Source organism: Roseibium sp. RP-7, assembly GCF_053005225.1.
In genome coordinates, this window is sequence record NZ_JBRKQA010000002.1 from 742,270 (window position 1) to 762,189 (window position 19,920).

The following is a 19,920-nucleotide window of genomic DNA, read 5'->3' on the forward strand; positions in this document are numbered from 1 at the left end:
GCGAACCATGTCGGAACCCTTTATCGCTGAAATCCGAATTTTCGCAGGCAATTTCGCTCCTCGAAGCTGGGCCTTTTGTGACGGCCAGCTCCTTCCCATCTCCCAGAACACGGCGTTGTTCTCGCTTATTGGAACGACCTACGGCGGCGATGGACGCAGCACCATGGGTCTGCCGGATCTGCAGGGCCGTGCCCCGATGCATCCAGGCAGAGGCCCTGGCCTCACATCCCGCAGACTGGGGGAAAAGGTTGGTGTTACGACCGTCACCCTGACGGAAGCGCAGATCCCCTCACATTCTCATACGGCACGAGCAACCAGTGGCAGCGGCGGCGTTCCCGGCCCCTCGTCATCGACGTCCTTTTCCAGCTCCGGCCTGGATTCGCTTTACCACACGGACACTCAGACGAACCAGGTCGACATGGCCATGGAAACACTGTCCGCCACCGGCGGCAGCCAGTCACACGACAATGTTCAGCCGTATCTGACGCTGAACTTCATTATTGCGCTCCAGGGGCTTTACCCCTCCCGCGGCTAACCAATGCAGGACGTTGCCGGACAGGCCAGGCCGCCGGCTTCAGATCAGCAAGAGGAAACGCATCATGTCAGTCGAAGAAGCAGTTCCCGAGGAATTTGAAGGGAACGTGACGGCCGATCCGGTCTATTTCCGGATTTTCTTTGCCGCAATCACACCGGACGGGGCACTTGAGTACAAGGATCAGACGTCTGAGAACGGCGCTTTCAGTGCCTCCTTTACCCAACTTACCAATGCAAGCTTTGCCACGGAACGGCTCAACGCATCCGTGACCCAGGAAGGCTACGTTGCCCTGCTTGCGCAAGACAGCGGGTCCGGAAACCTGGCCTATATCCGGGAAAACCGGGACGAAAACGCACCACAGCGTTTTGCTGACCCGCTTGATCTCGGCAAACCGGCCGGCGTTCCAGGTTTCAATGATACGCTGCTGATCAACGGCGTCACCGGTCGGCAGAACATTTTCGTCACAAGTTCGGCGCCGGACAACGCCATCTGGTGGCGCTTCCAGAACAACAACACCGTACAGATGGAAACCATCACGGTGGTCCCGCCGGGCACAACGACACCAATTGAAGTTACGGTGCCGGTCGAAATTCCACCGAGCCAGCCCTGGGCGGACTGGCAACAAATGGCCGGGGCGCTGCGAAGCCTCGCCGCAACCCAGAATGCCGATGGCCGCATCATTCTCACCGGCATCAATTCGGACAGCGTGCCTTATCTGAACTTCCAGTCCACCGACAGGCCGCTTCTGCCGGAGGGCTGGGAAGGTTGGCAAGATATCAGCGGTGGCCTGACCGGCTTCGAACAGCTTGTCCTTTGCATCGACGGCAATGCGCTCGTTCACATCTTTGCCCGCATCGGAAACAAGATTTACATGAAAGCCCAGGACGAAGTCAGCTCACTCGACTTCTCCGACTGGGCACTGTTTGCAACGTTTGATGCGCCTGTCGGCAGCATGGCCGCTTCCAACTCCTCCAACGGAGGAATTTATCTGGTTGCGCTGACTGTCTCAGGATCCGACAGTCCGGTATACGCCAGTTACCAGACCAGTTCCGTGGAAACCTCCTGGACGGCTCCACGGGTCATTGCCCATGTGGATGGCGGCAGCACGCTCAAACTTCAGCCGAATGCCAATACGCTCCTGAGCCTTTTCGCCCTCGATCCGGCGTCAAGCATGGCTTCCTACCTGCCGCAGGTATCGCTTGATCACTGGTCGGCAACCTGGACTTCCCTGGGCGGACCGCTTTCCGTAAGCGCGCTGACCCGGGACGTCACGCCGAACACCGAATGACGACCGCGCTTGCGATCGATCTGCCGATGCCGCAGACAGACAAGTCCCTGGCCCCGCGCGCACGCGCGGCGGCCCGGGGCATCACCTACCGGGCCTTGCATTCGGGCGATCTTCCGTTTCTGGCAAGCCTATACCGTTCGACGCGCGAGGCCGAGCTTGCGCGCACCCCATGGACGGAAGCCGAAAAGCAGGCCTTTATCGCGATGCAATTCGAGGCCCAGCACAGACATTATCAGGAGCATTATCCTGATGCCCTCTGGCTGGTGATAGAACGAGACGCCAGACCTGTTGGCAGGCTTTATCTGGAACGCCGGACCCGCGAACACCGGATTATCGACATCGCCTTGATACCCGAAGTACAAGGACAAGGCCTTGGCAGCGCCGTTTTGCAGGACCTGATGGAAGAGGCGCGAGACGCTGGAAAAGCGCTTTCCATTCATGTCGAAAAGGAAAATCCTGCCATGCGGCTCTATCACCGCCTCGGCTTCGAAAAGCGGGAAGACAAGGGCGTGTATGACCTCATGGAATACCCCTGCCAAACCTGAAGTACCGAGCCCGGCCACCAGACTGCGGCGGCCACCGGCCTGTCAGACAGTGCGCGATCAGGTGAACACAGCTTCATACTGAATGCCGGCTTCCTTCTGCGCGACCGGAACCAGAAACACGTCCTGCTCGCCGAAATCCGGCCGATAGAGCCTGTAGATGGATTGCTCCAGCAAAGGCTCCTGCGGACCTTGCCACAACGTGGAAAAAGCCCCTCCCTGCCGCTCGCCGGAGCCCATCAATTTGACCTCCACGAGGGACAACTGGATATCAGCCGGAACCGACCTGACCTCGAACACCTGATCCAGCAGCTTTTCAAAGTCGTGAAGGGTCAGTGTTTTCAAGTCGGTCATCAATTTCTCCAAACCATCTGTCCAAATGTCCCGGCGTCGACGCGGGGACGAGCAATTAAAAAGTTGTAGTTCAAACATCCAACAACCGTAAAGGGGCGATTGCAAAACCTGCTGCAAACCTTTTGAGAACAAGGGCAAAGCCCGCCAATCAAGCCGTGCATTCCTCCTGCATTGGCGCAACGCAGGAGGAATGACATCTTCTTTCAAAAGCCAATTCCCGGATCAGCAAGGCACCAGCCCGCCTCCGGTCTGACGTCGTAGCGTTCAGTGATCGACGGAGCTTTCCTCACCAAGCCTTTTCGCCAGCCGGCGCAGAACGGCCTTGTTGCGGCTGGTAACCGTCGAGCGTTTCCAGCCGTATTTTTCGCAGATCCGGGAAAACTTGCCGCCGCCCGCCTTGCACATCACTTCAAACTGCAGGGCGCGGCGCGCATCCGGGTCCTCGATCAGGGAGAACCAGGTGATCGCCTCTTCAGCCCGGCTGATCGCCCGGGGCGGGTAGGTGCGCCGACGCCGGGCGATCTTGCCCTGGCATTCGGGCCAGCTTGCCAGGACCGCCCGCGGTCCGTCACCCTTTCCGGTTACCGCAATCACTTCGACAGCCTCCGTCAACCGGGCCAGGATCTGGTCAGGTACGCTTGTTTCCATATCGTCTCTCTTGAAACTGTAGTGGGCACAGAACCGCGCGGCCGCTCAAACGGCCCCGCGGCAGCAAAGATGCAGGCCTGAGGCGGTTATTTGCCCTGGCCCTCACGCTCTTTCTGGTAGCCCTCTTCCCACAAACCGAAATAATCGGCCTTGGGCGGATAAGGATTGTCCTCACGGGACTTGCCTTCCCGGCACGCGGTCGCTCCGCGTTCGAAGGCAAAAATCTGCGCCTTCGTCAGGTAACCGTTCATGTTCAAAACCCCTTCTCTCAAAATACCGGTGAAAGATCCGTCCGGCGCCGCTTCCCCCGAGCGCGGCAAGCCAAGCGTGCAATCCCTGAGCGACTCAATACAGCCGAAGATTGACGGCCGCAGTGTAATCAACCGACACCAACTGACAATAGTGCTCATGCAGCGATCCCCTCCCGGCCCGTTTCCAGGAGTTTGTCAAGTTCGTAGGAGAGCAGCACGGCGAGCGTAAGGGTCGGAGCGGATGGGTTTATATGTCTTGCACTGCCAAGCAACACCTCCAGATCGATCCTGTCGAACTGGTCCAGAAAACCTCGCCGCTCCACCCAGTCCGGCTTGTTCAAGACAAGCCAGGAAACGGCAGTAAAGCATGGCGCAGACCAGTTCCCCCGGTTCTCGGCGGTGTTGATCAAACCGAAGACGAGGCGCAGATGTTCCGCCCCGTGTTTCGTCAGCAGGGTCTGGCAAGTTCTACGGGCCTTCGACTGGTGCCGCCCTTGCACCCGTCTGGTGTGGCTGATGAAATGAACGCCATACTCGGCAGCGATCCTGTCGACCAGTCCTCCCGAAGCCATCAGACCCGACCTTTCTTTTCCGCCGATATACCTTGCACCGCTGCAAAAGCCGCTTCTGCCTTTTCCCTGGCCGTACGCGGCAAATGTTCACTATTTGTTCTTTTTGCGAAGGGCGCTTGCCTCATGTGCTGCCTGCTCCCGACAACACCCGGATTGCCCTTCGGGCTGGAACTGCCGCGCACGTCCCTGCCCTGCTTCAGGTTCCGCAACTCCAGAGTCAGCAACCTGTTGCGCGCTTTTTCCAACGCGAACTCGTCTTCCAGCCGGGCACTCGGTCGTTCCGCCCTGATCCTCAGATGCGCGACCTTTGCCTGCGCTTCCTCAATTTCGTCCTTCAGGTCCCTCATCGGCCGGTCTCCTCTGCCATTTGTCGAAGGATTGTCTGAGCTTCCATCGTCACTCCCACGCATTCACTTGATGACTCAAATTTCGTACGCTTATTGCGTACGCATGTCAACTGGACTCCGTACGTTTTTACTGCTAACACGTATGCATCTTACGTGACCTGGTGACCGAATAATGGATATGGACGAACAATCTGCAGTCTCCCGCCAGCTTGTGGACCTGAAGGACCGCAGTGGCCTGTCGATCCGCGCCATCGCACGGGCCATGGGCTATCAGAACGCCTCTTCCATCCAGCGCTACTTCAGCGCCGACTACCTGAAACCTGCACTGCCGTCGGATTTCGTGGCGAAGCTTCTTCCTGTCCTCCTGGGCAAGGGCGAGCAACCGATCACCCGGGAAGACATTCTTGCGCTCGCCCCCGATTCCATCACCGATCTGGATGCCTCCAGCGCACCGTCAAGAGCCGCCACACCTCTGGAGATCAAGGGCCAGGTAGCTGCCGGCCTCTGGATGGAGTCCGGACTGTTCGAGACAGACGCCACCAAGAAAACCAGTTTCGCGGGAGACCTTCGCTTTCCGAGCGAAAGCCAATATCTGTTGCAAATCAATGGCGAAAGCCTCAACCGGATCGCCTGGAGCGGCGATTTGATCCTGTGCGTCGACTATCTGGAAGCTGGCATCGAGATCAAGTCGGGAGACCTTGCCGTCGTGGAGCGGACCAGAGATGGTGGCCATACCATCGAACGCACCGCCAAGCGGATCATTCGCCGGAACGGCCAGATAGAACTGCAACCGGAATCCAATGATCCGCGCTTTCAGGAGCCGGTCATCTTCAACGAGCACGATGAAGAGGCAACGGAAGTCCGCATCATAGCCAAGGTATTGAGCGTCATCCGGCAGGTCGTCTAGCGCCGCTGACCCCGCCTCCACTTCTTCTCAGGCCGAAATTCGGCCCGCCCCCTCGCGCATTTCGCGCAACCGGTCTACCGCGACCGATCACGTCTTGACGCGACGCCAACACTTCAGGGCAGTCATACGCTTTTGTCATATAGCCGATTAACGAAGATTTGACATGTACGCAATTTGCGTATACGCTTTCAACGTATTTTAGATGGAGGCTTTTTTGGCTTTGAACCTCGACATGTCGTTCTATTCAGTGATTTGCGAACTCGGAAACTGCTTCTATACGCCGGAAACCGGTCTGGCAGACATGAGCCTGCACAGGAACATCGAGGATCTTCAGGCCGGGCAACTCGAGAAGGTTCAGGCGGTTCTGGAATTCAATCCCGCAGAAGGCTGGTGCAACGACATCACCAGCGCGGTCCTGTCCGCCGCCTTCCCCGAGATCGGGGAAGACGATGAGGAAACCGCGGAAAACTGGTCAGACTATCGAACCGAACGTCTGACCGCCCAGCTTGCCGGTGTCACCGCCAGGGTCGCGGCCTGACGCCGAAAGACAAGGCGAAGCGACTGCCGGTGGTCAGACGGCAGCAAGCAGGTGCCGCGCCCTGGAGAGCCGGCTTTTCACCGTTCCGACGGCCACACCTGTCTGCTTTGCAATTTGCCCGGTGGACAGGCCCGAAAACACCCGCAATTCGAGAGCATCCCTGTCTTCCGGTCGAAGTCCGGCGATGACCCTGGCAACATCTTCCAGCTCCAGATGCTTTTCCTGAGCGGGCGCTGCCTGGGTTTCCTGAAGCCAGTCCTCGATGGGCAGGTGGTCACCCCGCCGGGCAAGCCATTTGCGTTCGTCGCGATAGGCATTGCGAGCAATCGTGAACAGCCAGCGGCGCAGCTGCGTACCGCAGTGGAAGCTGGCGTGATGCCGCAGCGCCTTTTCCAGCGAGGTCTGCATCAGATCATCACCGGCTTCAGGGTTTCGCGTAAGAGAGCGGGCGTATCTGCGCAGATGCGGGATTTCGCTCTGAAGGTCTCTGGTGAAGTCGTCCTTGGTGCAGGCCATCGTGACATTCCTGTTCTGCCGTTTCTGGACGAGATGTAAGAGGTGACGGCGTTGGCAGAAGCGCGCTCAAGACCTTGTCATCGCGGTTTGAAAAACAGATGCAAAACGGCCTCTCCGGCTCCCACGCCTTTCACGGGTCGGTGAGCCGGGCACCGCTTGCCGAATGATCATGATGAACGCGTGCGTGGTGTCAAAACACGCGCCTCGCAAGGCTTGAACCCTCTCACAGGGCCTCATGTTTTTGTGTTGATGTTATTACCGCCACCGCCGCAACCGATCAGCATTCGTGTCGTTGTTCCCGGCATGAACAGCCTGCGGGGCAAACAGCGCTCTGCAGTCATTCATGAGTTTAAACAGACACATGGAGCAAGATCATGCGTACTTCTAAGAAAATTCTGTCGACCCTGCTGACCGCAGCCTTTGTATCCGGCGCGCTGGCCGGCAACGCCTTCGCCATCGACCCGGACGACACCCGCGGCGATCTCAATGGCGACAAGCCTGTTTCCGTCCGTATTCAACAGACCGTCAATGCAAAGGCTCTGGCTGAAGCACGCAGTGGCAATCTGCTGATCCTGCCGGTTGTCGGCAGTTACAATGGCGAAGAGCGGCTGACAGTTGCCCAGCAGCAGGTCGCCGGTGCAAGGGCACAGGGCGCCAGGGCGAAGAAGCCGCTGCATATCCTGCCTTTCCAGGGCGACTGGAACGGTACAGCAAAAGCCGGTTTCCCGCACAAGTAAGGTCTTTTCAAACCTTCCAAGAAAGGGCCGCGCGTTTAGCGCGGCCTTTCTCGTTTATCGGCCGGGACTACCTGCGTCGCCGGTGCTCGCGCGGCGACTGGCCGAATTCCTGCCGGTAGGCCCGGGTCATTGCACTCGCGTTGCGATAGCCGCAACGCTCTGCAATTTCCGCAATCCCCAGCATGGTCAATTCCACAAGCCGGCGAGCCTCGCGCAGGCGGATCGCCTTGTAGACCCCCAGTGGCGTCATCGACATTTCCCGCTGGAACCGGTGTTCCAGGGTACGCTGGTCCACCTTCAGCTGCCGGGCAAGATCTTCAATCGGCATCGGTGCCTCGATGGTCCGCCGCATCAGCGCAGTCGCGCTGCGCACCAGGGCATCCGCCGACAGGCGCTTGTGCGGATCGTGCATGTCCAGCTTGTCGCCATACATGAACAGGGCTGCCACCTCGAGCGCGAACATCGGGCTGTGATGCCGCTTGATCAGTTCCAGCGCCAGTTCGAACGTTGTCGACGCCCCGCCGCAGGTGCAGATGTTGCCATCAAGCACAAAACGGTCCTCCACTGCATCGACATCCGGAAATCTTTCGGCAAATCCCGTCAGTTCATCCCAGTGGATCGTTGCCTTGCGTCCCTCCAGCAATCCGGCGGCCGCCAACAGCCATGCGCCGGTATCCATGCCGACCAACGTGCCGAACCGTTGCCTTGCGGCCTTCAAGGCGCGCACGGTTGACTGACCTGCAAAGGCCTCGAAACCGTAGCTCGGCATGATGAAGAGATAATCGCCACCAGGCTTTGCCTCCGACCAGGCAGACGTCGCCACCGGCAGACCGCTGGACGACGTGACGGTCCCTCCGGCAAGGCTCACGTGCTGCCAGGAATAGAGCTGCTTTCGGGCAATCGTGTTTGCTGCCCGAAACGGCTCGATCGCATTCGCCAGGCAGTGGTTCGAAAAGCTTTCGAACAACAGCACGCAGATTTTTCGAACCGAATTCGATTTTTGTGAAATCGGCATGATTTCAAACCAAAATTGCACAATGGAGCAAGCCCGTTTGTCTCACTCTCGTCGGCCTGAGGCAAGAGGAGATTCCGATGCATTTTGGGCTGAGCGAAGAACAGGAGATGATCGTCTCCACGGTCCGGTCCTTCGTTGAAAACGAGATTTACCCGCATGAGGAACTTGTCGAGAAGACGGGCCAGGTGCCCGCCGAACTCGGCGAGGAGATCAAGCGCAAATGTATCGATCTCGGCTTCTACGCCTGTAACTTCCCGGAAGAAGTGGGCGGCGCCGGCCTGAGCCATCTTGATTTCACCCTGGTGGAACGGGAACTGGGGCGTGGATCGATGGCGCTGAACCACTTTTTCGGCCGTCCCCAGAACATCCTGATGGCCTGCAAGGGCGAGCAGATCGAGCGCTATCTGCTGCCGGCCGTGCGCGGCGAGAAGATGGATGCGCTGGCCATGACCGAACCCGATGCCGGCTCGGATGTGCGCGGCATGAAATGCCAGGCGGTACGCGACGGAGGAGACTGGGTGGTCTCCGGCTCCAAGCATTTCATCTCCGGCGCCGAACACGCGGATTTCTTCATCGTGTTTGTGGCGACCGGCGTTGACGAAACACCAAAAGGCCCCAAGAAGCGCATCACCTGTTTTCTGGTCGACCGGGGCACACCCGGCTTCGAGGTGCGCGACGGCTATCGCTCCGTCAGCCATCGGGGCTACAAGAACTGCATTCTTTATTTCGACAATTGCCGCCTGCCGGACAGCCAGGTGCTCGGCGAAGTCGACGGTGGCTTCGAGGTGATGAACGAATGGCTTTATGCCACCCGTCTGACGGTTGCCACCATGAGCGTTGGCCGCGCCCGCCGCTGTTTCGACTATGCGGTGAACTATGCCGCCGAGCGCAAGCAGTTCGGCCAGGCGATCGCCAAGTTCCAGGGCGTCAGCTTCCAGGTGGCCGACATGATCACCGAGATCGATGCAGCCGACTGGTTGACGCTTGCCGGAGCCTGGCGTCTCGACCAGGGTTTGCCCGCCAACCGCGAGATTGCGAGTGCCAAGGTTTACGCGACCGAAATGCTGGCGCGCGTCACCGACACGACGCTGCAGATCTTCGGCGGCATGGGTTTGATGGACGACTTCCCCATCGAACGTTTCTGGCGCGACGCCCGCGTGGAACGGATCTGGGATGGCACCAGCGAGATTCAGCGCCACATCATCAGCCGCGACATCTTCCGCCCGCTCGGAGCCTGATCCATGCGCTCACTCGAACGCCTGCTCCGGCCACGCACGGTCGCTGTTATCGGTGGCGGTTCCTGGTGCCGGAACGTGCTCCGGGAATGCCGCAAGGCCGGTTTTGAAGGTGATCTCTGGCCGATCCACCCAAGCCGTGAAGAGATCGACGGCTGCAGGGCCTATGCCACTGTGGAAGATCTTCCCGCCGCCCCCGACGCGGTCTTTATCGGCGTCAACCGGCACGTGACGGTCGAGATTGTCCGCTCGCTTTCACGCCTCGGCGCCGGTGGTGCCATCTGCTTTGCCTCCGGTTTCAGCGAAGCAATCCGGGAGCTTGCCGACGGCGCGGATCTTCAGGCCGCCCTGATCGAGGCGGCAGGCGAGATGCCGATCCTCGGTCCCAACTGCTATGGCTTTCTCAATGCGCTCGACGGCGCGGCCCTGTGGCCGGATCAGCATGGCCTGACCCCGGTCGACCGCGGCGTTGCGATCATCGCGCAATCGTCCAACATCGCGCTGAACCTGACCATGCAGACACGCGGCCTGCCGATTGCCTATCTGATGACCGCCGGCAACCAGGCCCAAACGGGCCTGTCCGCCATTGGCAGCGCCCTCCTGGACGATGACCGGGTCACCGCCATCGGTCTGCACATCGAAGGGCTCGATGATCTTGCCGCCTTTGAGGCTTTCGCACGCAAAGCGCACGCACTCGGCAAACCGGTTGTGGCCGTCAAGGTCGGCAGATCCGAGGCCGCCCAAGCCGCAACAGTCTCCCATACGGCCGCCCTTGCCGGTAGCACGGCAGGTTCCGACGCTCTTTTTAACCGGCTGGGCATTGCCCGAGTCGGCAGCCTGACAGCCCTTCTGGAAACCCTGAAGCTGGTCCACGTCGCAGGTCCTTTGCCGAGCACCAACATTGTGTCCATGTCCTGCTCGGGCGGTGAAGCCAGCCTGATTGCCGACACCGCCGTCGGCCGTCGGATCACTTTCCCGCCGCTCGTTCCCGCGCAAAGAACCGCGCTGTCAGAGGCCCTCGGCCCCAAGGTCGCTCTCGCCAATCCACTCGACTACCACACCTACATCTGGGGTGATGGCGAGGCCATGACCCGGTGCTACACTGCCATGATGCAGGCGGACATCGCCCTTGGCATCGTCATTCTCGATATTCCGAGAATGGATCGCTGTGACCCGGAAGACTGGTTGAAGGTGATCGAGCCGGTGGAAGCGGCGATGAAAGCGTCCGGCAAACCGATGGCGATCCTGAGTTCGCTCCCCGAAACCATGCCGGAAGCCTTTGCAGCCGATCTGATGAAGCGTGGTCTCGTGCCTCTCTGCGGGCTGGACGATGCACTGACGGCCATTGAGGCGGCTGCCTTTCTGGCAAGACCACTTTCGCCGGAACCGATCCGGGTTCCTCAAGCTGTGGCTGATCCCCGCCTTCTTTCCGAGCACGAGGCAAAAGCCTTGCTGCAAAAGCATGGCCTCAAGGTTCCCGCGAGCACTTTTGCAGAAGGTCCGGAAGCGGCAGCCCGGGCTGCCGAAGATATCGGATACCCCGTGGTGCTGAAGGGCACCGGCATTGCCCACAAGACCGAAGCCGGAGCAGTCGCCCTCAATTTGCAATCGGCTTGCGAGGTCCACTCCGCCGCAAGCGGGATGCCGGCCTCGTCGTTTCTGGTGGAAGAGATGATCACCGCCAGCCTTGGCGAACTGCTGGTCGGCATTGTGCGGGATCCGGCTCACGGCTACGTCCTGACGCTCGCAGCAGGCGGCATCCTGACCGAACTTCTGGAAGACAGCACCTCGCTGATCGTTCCAGCAGGCGGGGACGAGATCACGAAGGCCCTTGAAAATCTGAAGATCGGCCGTGTCCTGACCGGATATCGCGGCAAGCCGCCTTGCGATCTGGGAGCGATTGTTGAAGCTGTGCAGGCAGTGCAGAGCTTTGTTCTGTCGGCACCGGTCGAAGAAGTAGAAATCAACCCGTTGCTCTGCGGTGCGGACTTTGCCGTCGCCGCCGATGCACTGGTAAGAATGGGAGGGAACTGATGGAAAACCCCATCAAGACCGAAAGACGCGGCCACATACTGGCTGTCACGCTCGACCGGCCGAAGGCCAACGCCATTGACCTGATGACCAGCCGGATCATGGGAGACGTCTTCACCGACTTCCGGGACGATCCGGACCTGCGCGTTGCCATCGTGACCGGTGCCGGAGAAAAATTCTTCTGCCCCGGCTGGGACCTGAAGGCGGCCGCAGGTGGCGATGCCGTCGACGGAGATTACGGCAAGGGTGGTTTCGGTGGCCTGCAGGAGCTGCGCGGCCTGAACAAGCCAGTCATAGCAGCCGTCAACGGCATTTGCTGTGGCGGCGGGCTCGAGCTTGCCCTGTCTGCCGATATTATTCTGGCGGCGGAGCACGCCTCTTTCGCCCTGCCGGAAATTCGCTCAGGCACCGTGGCCGATGCCGCCAGCATCAAGCTGCCGAAGCGCATTCCCTATCACATCGCCATGGAGATGCTGCTGACCGGCCGCTGGATCGAAGCAGAGGAAGCCGCTCGCTGGGGCCTGATCAACCACATCTATCCTGGAAAGGACCTGATGGCGGAAGCCTGGAAACTGGCCGAGCTGCTCGCTTCCGGCCCCCCGCTTGTCTATGCGGCGCTGAAGGAAATCGTGCGCGAGGCAGAAGACATGAAATTCCAGGACGCGCTCAACCGCATCACCGGAAGCCAGTTCGAAACGGTCGAAAAGCTCTATCGCTCTGAAGACCAGAAGGAAGGCGCCCGCGCCTTTGCCGAAAAACGAGACCCGGTCTGGAAGGGCCGCTAGATTATCCTGCTTCGGCATGAACGCCAACAAGATGACCTGACACGTTAAAAACAATCAGTTTCCGGCAGTTCAATCGGTTCCGGTTGAACTGTCGCTGATCCAGGAGAACCAAATGCCATTGACCATGAACCGCGAAGTCTTCATCACCTGCGCCGTCACCGGGTCGGGCGGTACCCAGGACAAGTCTCCGCATGTGCCGCGCAGCCCGAAGCAGATCGCCGACAGCGCCATTGACGCCGCCAAGGCGGGGGCCGCCGTCGTCCATTGCCATGTGCGCGATCCGGAAACCGGCACCCCCTCCCGCCGGCTCGACCTCTACCGGGAAGTCACGGATCTCATCCGCGCCGCCGATGTGGATGTGGTCCTGAACCTCACCGCAGGCATGGGCGGCGACATCGTGTTCGGGTCCACGGAAAGCCCGTTGCCGCTGGTTGAAAAGGGAACCGACATGGTCGGCGCAACCGAGCGCATGGCCCATATTCGCGAGTGCCTGCCTGAAATCTGCACGCTCGACTGCGGCACCATGAATTTCGCCGAAGCCGACTATGTCATGACCAACACCCCCGGCATGCTGCGTGCCATGGGGGCCATGATGACCGAACTTGGCGTGAAGCCGGAAATCGAAGCCTTCGACACCGGCCACCTCTGGTTTGCCAAGCAGCTCGTCAAGGAAGGCACGCTTGCCTCTCCGGCATTGGTGCAGCTGTGCATGGGTGTACCCTGGGGCGCGCCGAACGACCTCAACACCTTCATGGCCATGGTCAACGCCATTCCGGATGACTGGGCCTGGTCGGCCTTCAGTCTCGGCCGCGATCAGATGCCCTATGTGGCGGCCTCCATCCTGGCCGGTGGCAACGTCCGTGTTGGCCTCGAGGACAACATCTTCCTCGAAAAAGGCGTTCTTGCCACCAATGCACAGCTGGTCGAGAAGGCCGTCGGCGTTGTCGAAGGCATGGGCGCCAAGATCATCGGCCCGCAGGCCGTTCGTGAAAAGCTTGGCCTGACCAAACGCGCGCCGGTGAGCGCCTGAGATGAGCCGCAGGGTCCTCGTCACGGCCGGGGCGTCCGGGATCGGCCGCGCCATTGCGGAACGCTTCCTGGCAGACGGAGACGAAGTCGCGATCTGTGATGCGGATCCTGCAGCCGTTTCCGCATTCTCGCAAGCCAATGGCAACGCGATCGCTGCTGTTGCCGATGTTACCAGCGAAGCGGAAATGTCCGCGTTCCTGAACGACCTCGAACACCGCTGGAAAGGCATCGACGTGGTTTGCGCCAATGCCGGCACCGGCGGTCCTGCAGGGGCGATCGAGACGCTGGACTACGCGGAATGGCAAAGCTGCGTCGCGACCAATCTCCACGGAGCCTTCCTGACCTGCCGCTGGGCGGCCAGAGTGCTGAAAGCTCAGGGGCACGGTCTGATCACGCTCACCTCGTCGACCGCCGGACTTTACGGCTACCCGTTCCGCTCGCCCTACGCCTCCGCCAAATGGGCGATTGTCGGCCTCACCAAGACGCTCGCAATGGAGCTCGGCCCCCACGGCATTCGCGTCAACGCGGTCTGCCCGGGCGCGGTGGAAGGGGAGCGGATGGATCGGGTCGTCGCGATGGAAGCAAGGGCGCGCGGCGAGACCGAAGAGGCCATTCGAGAGAGCTACGTCAAGGGTGTTTCACTCAAGACCTGGGTCACTGCCCAGGATGTAGCAAACACCATTCACTTTCTGGCGTCCGAAGCAGGCGCCCGCATTTCAGGACAGATCCTGGCCATCGACGGCCACACGGAGACACTTGCACCATGACCCAAAAAGCATGCATCGTCGGCGGCGGCGTGATCGGTGGCGGCTGGGCCGCCCGTTTCCTTTTGAACGGTTGGGACGTTGCCGTCTTCGACCCCGACCCGGAAGCCGAACGCAAGATCGGCGAAGTCATCGACAATGCGCGCCGCAGCCTGCCCGCGCTTTATGACAAGCGCCTGCCGGACGAAGGCAAACTGTCGTTCCATTCAGATCTTGCCGAGGCAGCCGCTGGTGCTGACTGGGTGCAGGAAAGCGTTCCCGAACGCCTCGACCTGAAACACAAAGTCCTGGGCAGCCTGACGGAGCTCGCGCCCAAGACCGCAGTCATCGGCTCGTCGACATCCGGCTTCAAGCCGTCCGAACTGACCAGCGAAGGCGCGCGCGCCGTCGTCGCCCACCCGTTCAACCCGGTCTATCTGCTGCCGCTGGTGGAACTTGTCGGTGATGCTGCCGAAACCGCTCGCGCGGCCGAGGTCCTGCGCAGCATCGGCATGTTCCCGCTTCATGTCCGCAAGGAGATCGACGCCCACATTGCCGACCGGTTCCTGGAAGCTGTCTGGCGCGAGGCGCTCTGGCTGGTGAAGGACGGCATTGCCACGACCGAAGAAATCGACGAGGCAATCCGCATGGGCTTCGGCCTGCGCTGGGCGCAGATGGGCCTTTTTGAGACCTATCGTATCGCCGGCGGGGAAGCCGGCATGAAGCACTTCATGGCCCAGTTCGGTCCATGCCTCTCCTGGCCCTGGACCAAACTGATGGACGTGCCGGAGTTCACCGACGAGCTGGTCGACCTGATCGCCGGTCAGTCCGATGCCCAGTCCGGCCATCGCTCCATTCGCGAGCTGGAACGCCTGCGCGACGACAATCTCGTCGGCATGATGCGAGCGCTAAAGAAAAGCGGCAGCGGTGCAGGCGGCGTTCTCAACACCCATGAACGGGCTTTGGCGGCACCGGCGGAGGCTGAACTGCCGATCACGGGAGACCGCCAGATCCCGCAGAGCTGGACCGACTACAACGGCCACATGAACGAGGCCCACTACCTTGAAGCAGGTGCTGCCGCAACCGACCGGTTCATGGAGCTGATCGGCGCGGATGCCGACTATATCGCGTCCGGCAAGAGCTACTTCACCGTTGAAAATCACCTGCGCTATCTGGACGAGCTTCTGGCGGGTGAACGCCTGACGGTCACGACCCAGGTGCTCCAGGGGGAAGGCAAGAAGATGCAGCTGTTCCACTTCCTGAAAAACGCTGACGGCAAACTTGCCGCGACCATGGAGACCCTTCTGCTCCATGTCGATCTCAACACCCGCGCCAGTTCCCTGCCGGGAGCGGAAGTCGGCGAGAAGCTCAAGGCCTTCGCCGATGCCCACAAGGCCCTGCCTTTTCCGGAAGGTGCCGGCCGCTTCGTCGGACAGAAAGCAGTCTGATCAGACACCGTCCGCGGTCAACGGAACCGCGGACGGGCCTGTTTTGTTGGTCGGTCTTACTGGGCGGTCTTATTGGGCCGGCTGAACCATGAACCCGGCCACGATACCTTCGGCGTCGGAATAGACACCCGGCCGCGCGAACAGATCGCATCTTCCCGACCCGGCAGACCAGTTGAACCCGAGGCAGGTGCGTTCCGTGCAGAGCGTCTCGCACTGGCCGGCCGATCCCGCCTGCAGGCTTTCATCCGGCTGTCCGGGAAAGCCCTTGTTCTGTTTGGTGAACGTCTGGACAGGCACACTCAGATTGGGTTTGAGAGACCCGGCGGCGGCCCGCTGCACATAGGTGTCGGCCTTGGAAAGAAGATTGAGCCTGCCATTGCTGTCACCGACGGACTTTTGAATGCAGATCCGGTTCCATCGGTCATGGGTCACGGCATCGCAGCCGCTTCTGGCGCTACAGGACGAGATACAGTCCTCCGCGCTCATGTTGCGGAGCACACCATCCGGCAGATCTCCACCGTAAAGATCATAGCCGCTCAGGCGAACGAAACCGCCCTCGCCTGACGCAGCAGGCGCAGACGTGGGCGCATTGGCACTCTGTTCGGCAACGTTTCTTTCGGCCTGCTGGTCTAGCTTCAGGGAAGCCGGCAGCAGATACCAGTAAGGCGCGGAAAATTCCTCGGCCTCCCCGTCACCGAAATCGTCACCAACGGAATACTGCTCGAAACGGACGCTGAGCGGGCTGTAATCGGTATCCCAGAACCGTTTCCAGTCGTCGGATATCCGGACCGAACAGCCAAGCGCAGAGAATTTGCTCGGAGTATCATAATTGAAGACCTTGCCGACCAGGTCCTCTCCCTGCCTGGTCAGCACCACTTTCCGGTCTCCATCCGGATCGCCGATCAGGATTTCGTCGTAGTATTGTGAACTGGTCGTATATCCCGGCCGACCATCCATCAGATTGGCCGCATAGGCGTTGTCGCAGATATTTGCGATTTCCCGTTCCGTAATCGAGGCTGGCGGTGTCAGTCCGGTGACGGTGATATTGGCCAGCACCGCATCGCCGATGCTCTCTATGTGGAACATGTTTTCGGGGCGCGTGCCGAGGATCCGCTGATAGAGGAAATCCGTCATGGCCTCGACGTCGTGCTCTTCGCTCAGCTTGATATCGAAAAAGGATTCGGCAGCCTTCAGCGCAATCGCAAAGGCAGTCTGGACTTCGCTGGCAGGGTAACTGTTCTCGTTGGGCAGGTTGAGGCTGGGCGAATGGAAACCGAGCTTGCCCCCTGGACGCAGAGAGCGCATCTGAAAGCGGATCACGGCTGTCCCGATCCGCATGCTGCCGCCAAGGAAAGCCAGCGAGCAGGCGGATTCGCACCGTTCTCCCGAACGCACCATGGTTGCGATATCCTGGTCCCAGATCGTGTCGAACAGCCGCTTTCCTTCGGCAAAGCTGCCCCCGGGGCTATCAAGGCACAGCGTGATGCCTTGCGAGTTGATCGGCAGAACCTTGAGCTTTTCCGCATCCCCCGAGACGATCTGACCCCGCAAATGATAGTCGCAACCTTCCGCGTTCGACGGAAACACGTCGGCCGCTTTCGCCACCGTTGCGGCAAGACAGAACAGGATAAACACCAGGCATCTCGAAATCATGGGCACTCCTTCTCCAGGCAGTCCGTTTTAATAGTTTTGGCAGGGCTGATCGGGCATCCGAAAAAACCGGGGCCTCAGGTCGACCGGTACGGCCGGTCCGGGAATGAAATCGTCATCTCGAAATCGTTTTTCAAAACAGGCGACGAAGCAGCAATAGACCAAATATCGAAGCGTGTCTTCAACCTGCCGGTTGCGGTGACCGGCCCGCTTTCAGGTACCTCACCAGACGCCCGATTGGGGTATCGACCCCATACTGACACCCCGCTCGTTCTGGCACCTTTCTCTCATCGAAAGATCGATACCCCCTCCGAAAGGAGATTATTCAAGAGAAAGGAATTGACCAATGAAAGCCCTTGCCAAAACCGCAGCAGCCGCCACCGTTCTTGCCATTGCAGGTGTTGCCTCCATCGGAGCCGTGACCCCGGCCGCCGCCCTGTTCGACATTTGCAAGAAGGTCAACATCACGGTGAAGAACAACACCGGCCAGCCGATCCAGCTTTACGATCTCGATTACCGTGACCTCGGTTCCAACCGCTGGCGCTCGGAAAACATTTCCAACCGCGTCATCGCCCACGGTGGCACCTACAAGGTCACCCGGAACCTGGAAGGCGTGAACAACGCCAGCACCTTTGTCCGGGTCCAGTTCCGCAAGCTGAAGTCCAACGGCCGCTGGAACCTGCTGAAAACCTGGTACGCGGACTCCAGCACCTCGGTCTGCCGCAAGGGCGCAAGCTACCGCATCGTGTTCCGGTAACACCCGGCAAACACACCAAGGCCGCGCCGCAAGGGCGCGGCTCTTGCCCGGCACATTACCCAACCTTTCCCCATCACCCCGACACCCGGACCTTTCCTCCGGGCGACGAAAAGGATTTGTCTCATGTTTGGCAAACACATGCCCAGAACCTTGCTGATCAGCTCCGCTTCGCTGATGACAATCGCCTTCGCCGGCATCGCCTCGCAAACCATCGATTGGCAGGAGCTCGGGAAAAAGCTCACAAGCCCGGCGGAAGAAGCCGGCCGGATGACCATTGCAGGTGAGCGAGACGATGATGCCTCGGTTTCGACAACCCAGCGCAGGAAACAGGAGGAAAGCCACTCCGTCATCGCGGACATCTCCCGTCCGGCCGTAGCCCCGCAGCCTGCCCCGGCGCCCGCTTTTCAGGACAGACTAATGATTGGCTCGGAGACCGCCACCGGCGGCTTGATGTCGCTTTCCTCCGGCAGTGGCGGCTCTGCCCCGAGAAAGGTGGCTCAGTCCGAACCACCGGCAATGCCAGCCGTTCAGCCTGCAGATCGGGAACGGTTTGCATCCGCAGAAGTAAACCCGCTGAAACGCACGAGCGCGGACCCGGTATCGACCTTCTCCGTCGATGTCGACACCGCTTCCTATTCCTATGTCCGCAGCACGCTGTCCGGCGGCCGATTGCCGAACCCGGATGCCGTGCGCGTGGAAGAAATGGTCAACTACTTCGATTACAGTTATCCCGTGCCCGAAAAGGGCGGTCACCCCTTCTCCACAAATGTTTCCGTGATCGACACCCCGTGGAACGAACACACCAGGCTGATGCAGGTCGGCATCCAGGGCTATAAGGTGCCGCTCGATGACCTTCCCCCGCAGAACCTGGTGTTCCTGATCGACACGTCCGGCTCCATGGCCGATGCCAACAAGTTGCCGCTGTTGCAGCAATCCTTCCGCCTGCTGCTGTCCACGCTCCGTGACGAGGACGAAGTGGCGATCGTCACATACGCCGGCAGCTCCGGTGTTCTGCTGGAGCCGACCAAGGTAACCGACAAGAGCCGGATCCTGGAAAAGATCAACGCGTTGACCTCCGGAGGCTCAACGGCAGGTCATGAAGGTCTGAAAGGAGCCTACGCCCTGGCCGAAACAATGACCGGCGACGGCGAGCAGACCAGGATCATCCTGGCCACCGACGGCGACTTCAACGTCGGCCTGTCCGATCCGGACAGCCTGAAACGCTATGTCTCTGAACAGCGGGAAAACGGCACAGCGCTCTCCGTTCTCGGCTTCGGCCGCGGCAACTACAACGATGAACTGATGCAGACCCTTGCGCAGAACGGACAGGGCGTTGCCGCCTACATCGACACGCTGTCCGAAGCCCGCAAGGTGCTGGTGGACCAGGTGGTCAGCTCCATCTCCATGATCGCCCAGGACGTCAAGATCCAGGTCGAGTTCAACCCGGAGACCGTCGCCGAATACCGCCTGATCGGTTACGAAACCCGGGCGCTCAGAACTGAGGATTTCAGGAACGACAAGGTCGATGCGGGAGATATCGGCGCGGGCCACAACGTCACGGCCCTTTATGAAATCACCCCTGTCGGCTCGCCGGCGGAAAAGTTCTCGGACCTGCGCTACGGCCCCAAGGAGAAGATCGAACCCGTTCGTGCTTCCTATTCGGGTGAACTCGCCTTCGTGAAGCTGCGCTACAAGCTGCCCGGAGACAAGGAAAGTACCCTGATCGAGACACCGGTCATGGCAGACACAAGCGGTATACCGATGTCGGAAACCCTCTTTGCCGCGTCAGTTGCCGCCTTCGGGCAGAAACTGAAAGGCACCGATCACCTGGGAGATTGGGATTTCAAGGCGATTGAAAAACTCGCCAGTGAAAACAAGGGCGCTGATCGCTTCGGCTACCGGTCTGAATTCCTGACCCTCGTCCGTCTCGCGGACGTCGCCGAGCGCTAGGTTCCCCCACAGCCCGCACAGAAACCGGCAGGCCCGCCTGCC

Annotated in this window: 22 protein-coding genes; 14 read left to right on the plus strand and 8 right to left on the minus strand. The window is 60.2% G+C overall.

All coding sequences use genetic code 11. The features are described 5' to 3' along the window. Positions 1 to 7: 7 nt before the first annotated feature. From ACVDG9_RS18115 to ACVDG9_RS18125, 3 genes are all read left to right on the plus strand, one after another. Positions 8 to 535, plus strand: coding sequence for a phage tail protein (locus ACVDG9_RS18115; RefSeq protein WP_023000405.1), 528 nt, complete (start codon positions 8 to 10; stop codon positions 533 to 535). A gap of 64 nt (positions 536 to 599) precedes the next feature. Next, complete coding sequence (locus ACVDG9_RS18120) at positions 600 to 1,823, plus strand: DUF8189 domain-containing protein (protein WP_447238619.1); 1,224 nt, start codon at positions 600 to 602, stop codon at positions 1,821 to 1,823. Continuing rightward, positions 1,820 to 2,368 (plus strand): GNAT family N-acetyltransferase, encoded by a 549-nt coding sequence (locus tag ACVDG9_RS18125; protein ID WP_447238620.1) that lies wholly within the window; start codon positions 1,820 to 1,822, stop codon positions 2,366 to 2,368. The genes ACVDG9_RS18120 and ACVDG9_RS18125 overlap by 4 nt, the downstream gene beginning before the upstream one ends. Before the next feature lie 57 nt (positions 2,369 to 2,425). On the opposite strand, the gene ACVDG9_RS18130 is transcribed toward ACVDG9_RS18125, so the two are convergent. The 5 genes from ACVDG9_RS18130 to ACVDG9_RS18150 all read right to left on the minus strand — a co-directional run bounded on the left by ACVDG9_RS18130 (position 2,426) and on the right by ACVDG9_RS18150 (position 4,537). After that, positions 2,426 to 2,719, minus strand: a complete 294-nt coding sequence (locus ACVDG9_RS18130; protein ID WP_031269092.1) for a DUF6916 family protein — start codon at positions 2,717 to 2,719, stop codon at positions 2,426 to 2,428. Positions 2,720 to 2,983: 264 nt separating this feature from the next. Next, the gene (locus tag ACVDG9_RS18135; RefSeq protein ID WP_075282637.1) at positions 2,984 to 3,367 is read right to left on the minus strand and encodes a DUF6362 family protein; all 384 of its coding nucleotides are present in this window, start codon (positions 3,365 to 3,367) and stop codon (positions 2,984 to 2,986) included. 86 nt (positions 3,368 to 3,453) lie between these two features. After that, the gene (locus ACVDG9_RS18140) at positions 3,454 to 3,618 is read right to left on the minus strand and encodes a ribosome modulation factor (protein ID WP_023000400.1); all 165 of its coding nucleotides are present in this window, start codon (positions 3,616 to 3,618) and stop codon (positions 3,454 to 3,456) included. Between the two features lie 155 nt (positions 3,619 to 3,773). Beyond that, the gene (locus tag ACVDG9_RS18145; protein ID WP_447238621.1) at positions 3,774 to 4,190 is read right to left on the minus strand and encodes a hypothetical protein; all 417 of its coding nucleotides are present in this window, start codon (positions 4,188 to 4,190) and stop codon (positions 3,774 to 3,776) included. Next, the gene (locus ACVDG9_RS18150) at positions 4,190 to 4,537 is read right to left on the minus strand and encodes a hypothetical protein (RefSeq protein WP_447238622.1); all 348 of its coding nucleotides are present in this window, start codon (positions 4,535 to 4,537) and stop codon (positions 4,190 to 4,192) included. Before ACVDG9_RS18150 ends, ACVDG9_RS18145 begins: the two co-directional genes overlap by 1 nt. 178 nt (positions 4,538 to 4,715) lie before the next feature. On the opposite strand from ACVDG9_RS18150, the gene ACVDG9_RS18155 reads away from it, so the two are divergent. Together ACVDG9_RS18155 and ACVDG9_RS18160 are read left to right on the plus strand one after the other, a co-directional pair. Then, complete coding sequence (locus tag ACVDG9_RS18155; protein WP_167579577.1) at positions 4,716 to 5,444, plus strand: LexA family protein; 729 nt, start codon at positions 4,716 to 4,718, stop codon at positions 5,442 to 5,444. A 214-nt stretch (positions 5,445 to 5,658) separates the two neighbouring features. Further along, positions 5,659 to 5,982, plus strand: coding sequence for a hypothetical protein (locus ACVDG9_RS18160; RefSeq protein WP_447238623.1), 324 nt, complete (start codon positions 5,659 to 5,661; stop codon positions 5,980 to 5,982). 33 nt (positions 5,983 to 6,015) lie between these two features. Here the strand turns inward: ACVDG9_RS18160 and ACVDG9_RS18165 are convergent, their stop codons facing one another. After that, complete coding sequence (locus ACVDG9_RS18165) at positions 6,016 to 6,498, minus strand: RNA polymerase sigma factor (protein WP_447238624.1); 483 nt, start codon at positions 6,496 to 6,498, stop codon at positions 6,016 to 6,018. Between the two features lie 374 nt (positions 6,499 to 6,872). Between ACVDG9_RS18165 and ACVDG9_RS18170 the strand changes: the two genes are divergently transcribed. After that, positions 6,873 to 7,235, plus strand: a complete 363-nt coding sequence (locus ACVDG9_RS18170) for a hypothetical protein (RefSeq protein WP_023000394.1) — start codon at positions 6,873 to 6,875, stop codon at positions 7,233 to 7,235. A gap of 67 nt (positions 7,236 to 7,302) precedes the next feature. Here ACVDG9_RS18170 and ACVDG9_RS18175 read toward each other — a convergent pair whose 3' ends face one another. Continuing rightward, on the minus strand, positions 7,303 to 8,250 hold the full coding sequence (locus tag ACVDG9_RS18175) for a GlxA family transcriptional regulator (protein WP_447238625.1): 948 nt from the start codon (positions 8,248 to 8,250) through the stop codon (positions 7,303 to 7,305). A 77-nt stretch (positions 8,251 to 8,327) separates the two neighbouring features. Between ACVDG9_RS18175 and ACVDG9_RS18180 the strand changes: the two genes are divergently transcribed. The 6 genes from ACVDG9_RS18180 to ACVDG9_RS18205 all read left to right on the plus strand — a co-directional run bounded on the left by ACVDG9_RS18180 (position 8,328) and on the right by ACVDG9_RS18205 (position 15,521). After that, on the plus strand, positions 8,328 to 9,488 hold the full coding sequence (locus ACVDG9_RS18180; protein WP_023000392.1) for an acyl-CoA dehydrogenase family protein: 1,161 nt from the start codon (positions 8,328 to 8,330) through the stop codon (positions 9,486 to 9,488). A gap of 3 nt (positions 9,489 to 9,491) precedes the next feature. Continuing rightward, entirely contained in the window at positions 9,492 to 11,519 is a 2,028-nt protein-coding gene (locus ACVDG9_RS18185; protein WP_447238626.1) for an acetate--CoA ligase family protein, read from the plus strand. Then, positions 11,519 to 12,301, plus strand: a complete 783-nt coding sequence (locus ACVDG9_RS18190; RefSeq protein WP_023000390.1) for a carnitinyl-CoA dehydratase — start codon at positions 11,519 to 11,521, stop codon at positions 12,299 to 12,301. Before ACVDG9_RS18185 ends, ACVDG9_RS18190 begins: the two co-directional genes overlap by 1 nt. A gap of 112 nt (positions 12,302 to 12,413) precedes the next feature. Then, a complete protein-coding gene (bcoG, locus tag ACVDG9_RS18195) occupies positions 12,414 to 13,331 on the plus strand; it encodes a 3-dehydrocarnitine:acetyl-CoA trimethylamine transferase BcoG (protein ID WP_031269089.1) in 918 nt (305 codons plus the stop codon). Position 13,332: 1 nt separating this feature from the next. Then, positions 13,333 to 14,097: an SDR family oxidoreductase gene (locus ACVDG9_RS18200; RefSeq protein WP_447238627.1), complete on the plus strand. Its 765-nt coding sequence runs from the start codon at positions 13,333 to 13,335 to the stop codon at positions 14,095 to 14,097. Continuing rightward, positions 14,094 to 15,521: a carnitine 3-dehydrogenase gene (locus ACVDG9_RS18205; RefSeq protein WP_023000387.1), complete on the plus strand. Its 1,428-nt coding sequence runs from the start codon at positions 14,094 to 14,096 to the stop codon at positions 15,519 to 15,521. Before ACVDG9_RS18200 ends, ACVDG9_RS18205 begins: the two co-directional genes overlap by 4 nt. A gap of 69 nt (positions 15,522 to 15,590) precedes the next feature. Here ACVDG9_RS18205 and ACVDG9_RS18210 read toward each other — a convergent pair whose 3' ends face one another. Then, on the minus strand, positions 15,591 to 17,174 hold the full coding sequence (locus ACVDG9_RS18210) for a PAN domain-containing protein (RefSeq protein ID WP_447238628.1): 1,584 nt from the start codon (positions 17,172 to 17,174) through the stop codon (positions 15,591 to 15,593). 343 nt (positions 17,175 to 17,517) lie between these two features. Between ACVDG9_RS18210 and ACVDG9_RS18215 the strand changes: the two genes are divergently transcribed. Continuing rightward, entirely contained in the window at positions 17,518 to 17,928 is a 411-nt protein-coding gene (locus ACVDG9_RS18215) for a hypothetical protein (RefSeq protein WP_447238629.1), read from the plus strand. Positions 17,929 to 18,051: 123 nt separating this feature from the next. After that, positions 18,052 to 19,878 (plus strand): vWA domain-containing protein, encoded by a 1,827-nt coding sequence (locus ACVDG9_RS18220; RefSeq protein ID WP_447238630.1) that lies wholly within the window; start codon positions 18,052 to 18,054, stop codon positions 19,876 to 19,878. Positions 19,879 to 19,920: the final 42 nt, after the last annotated feature.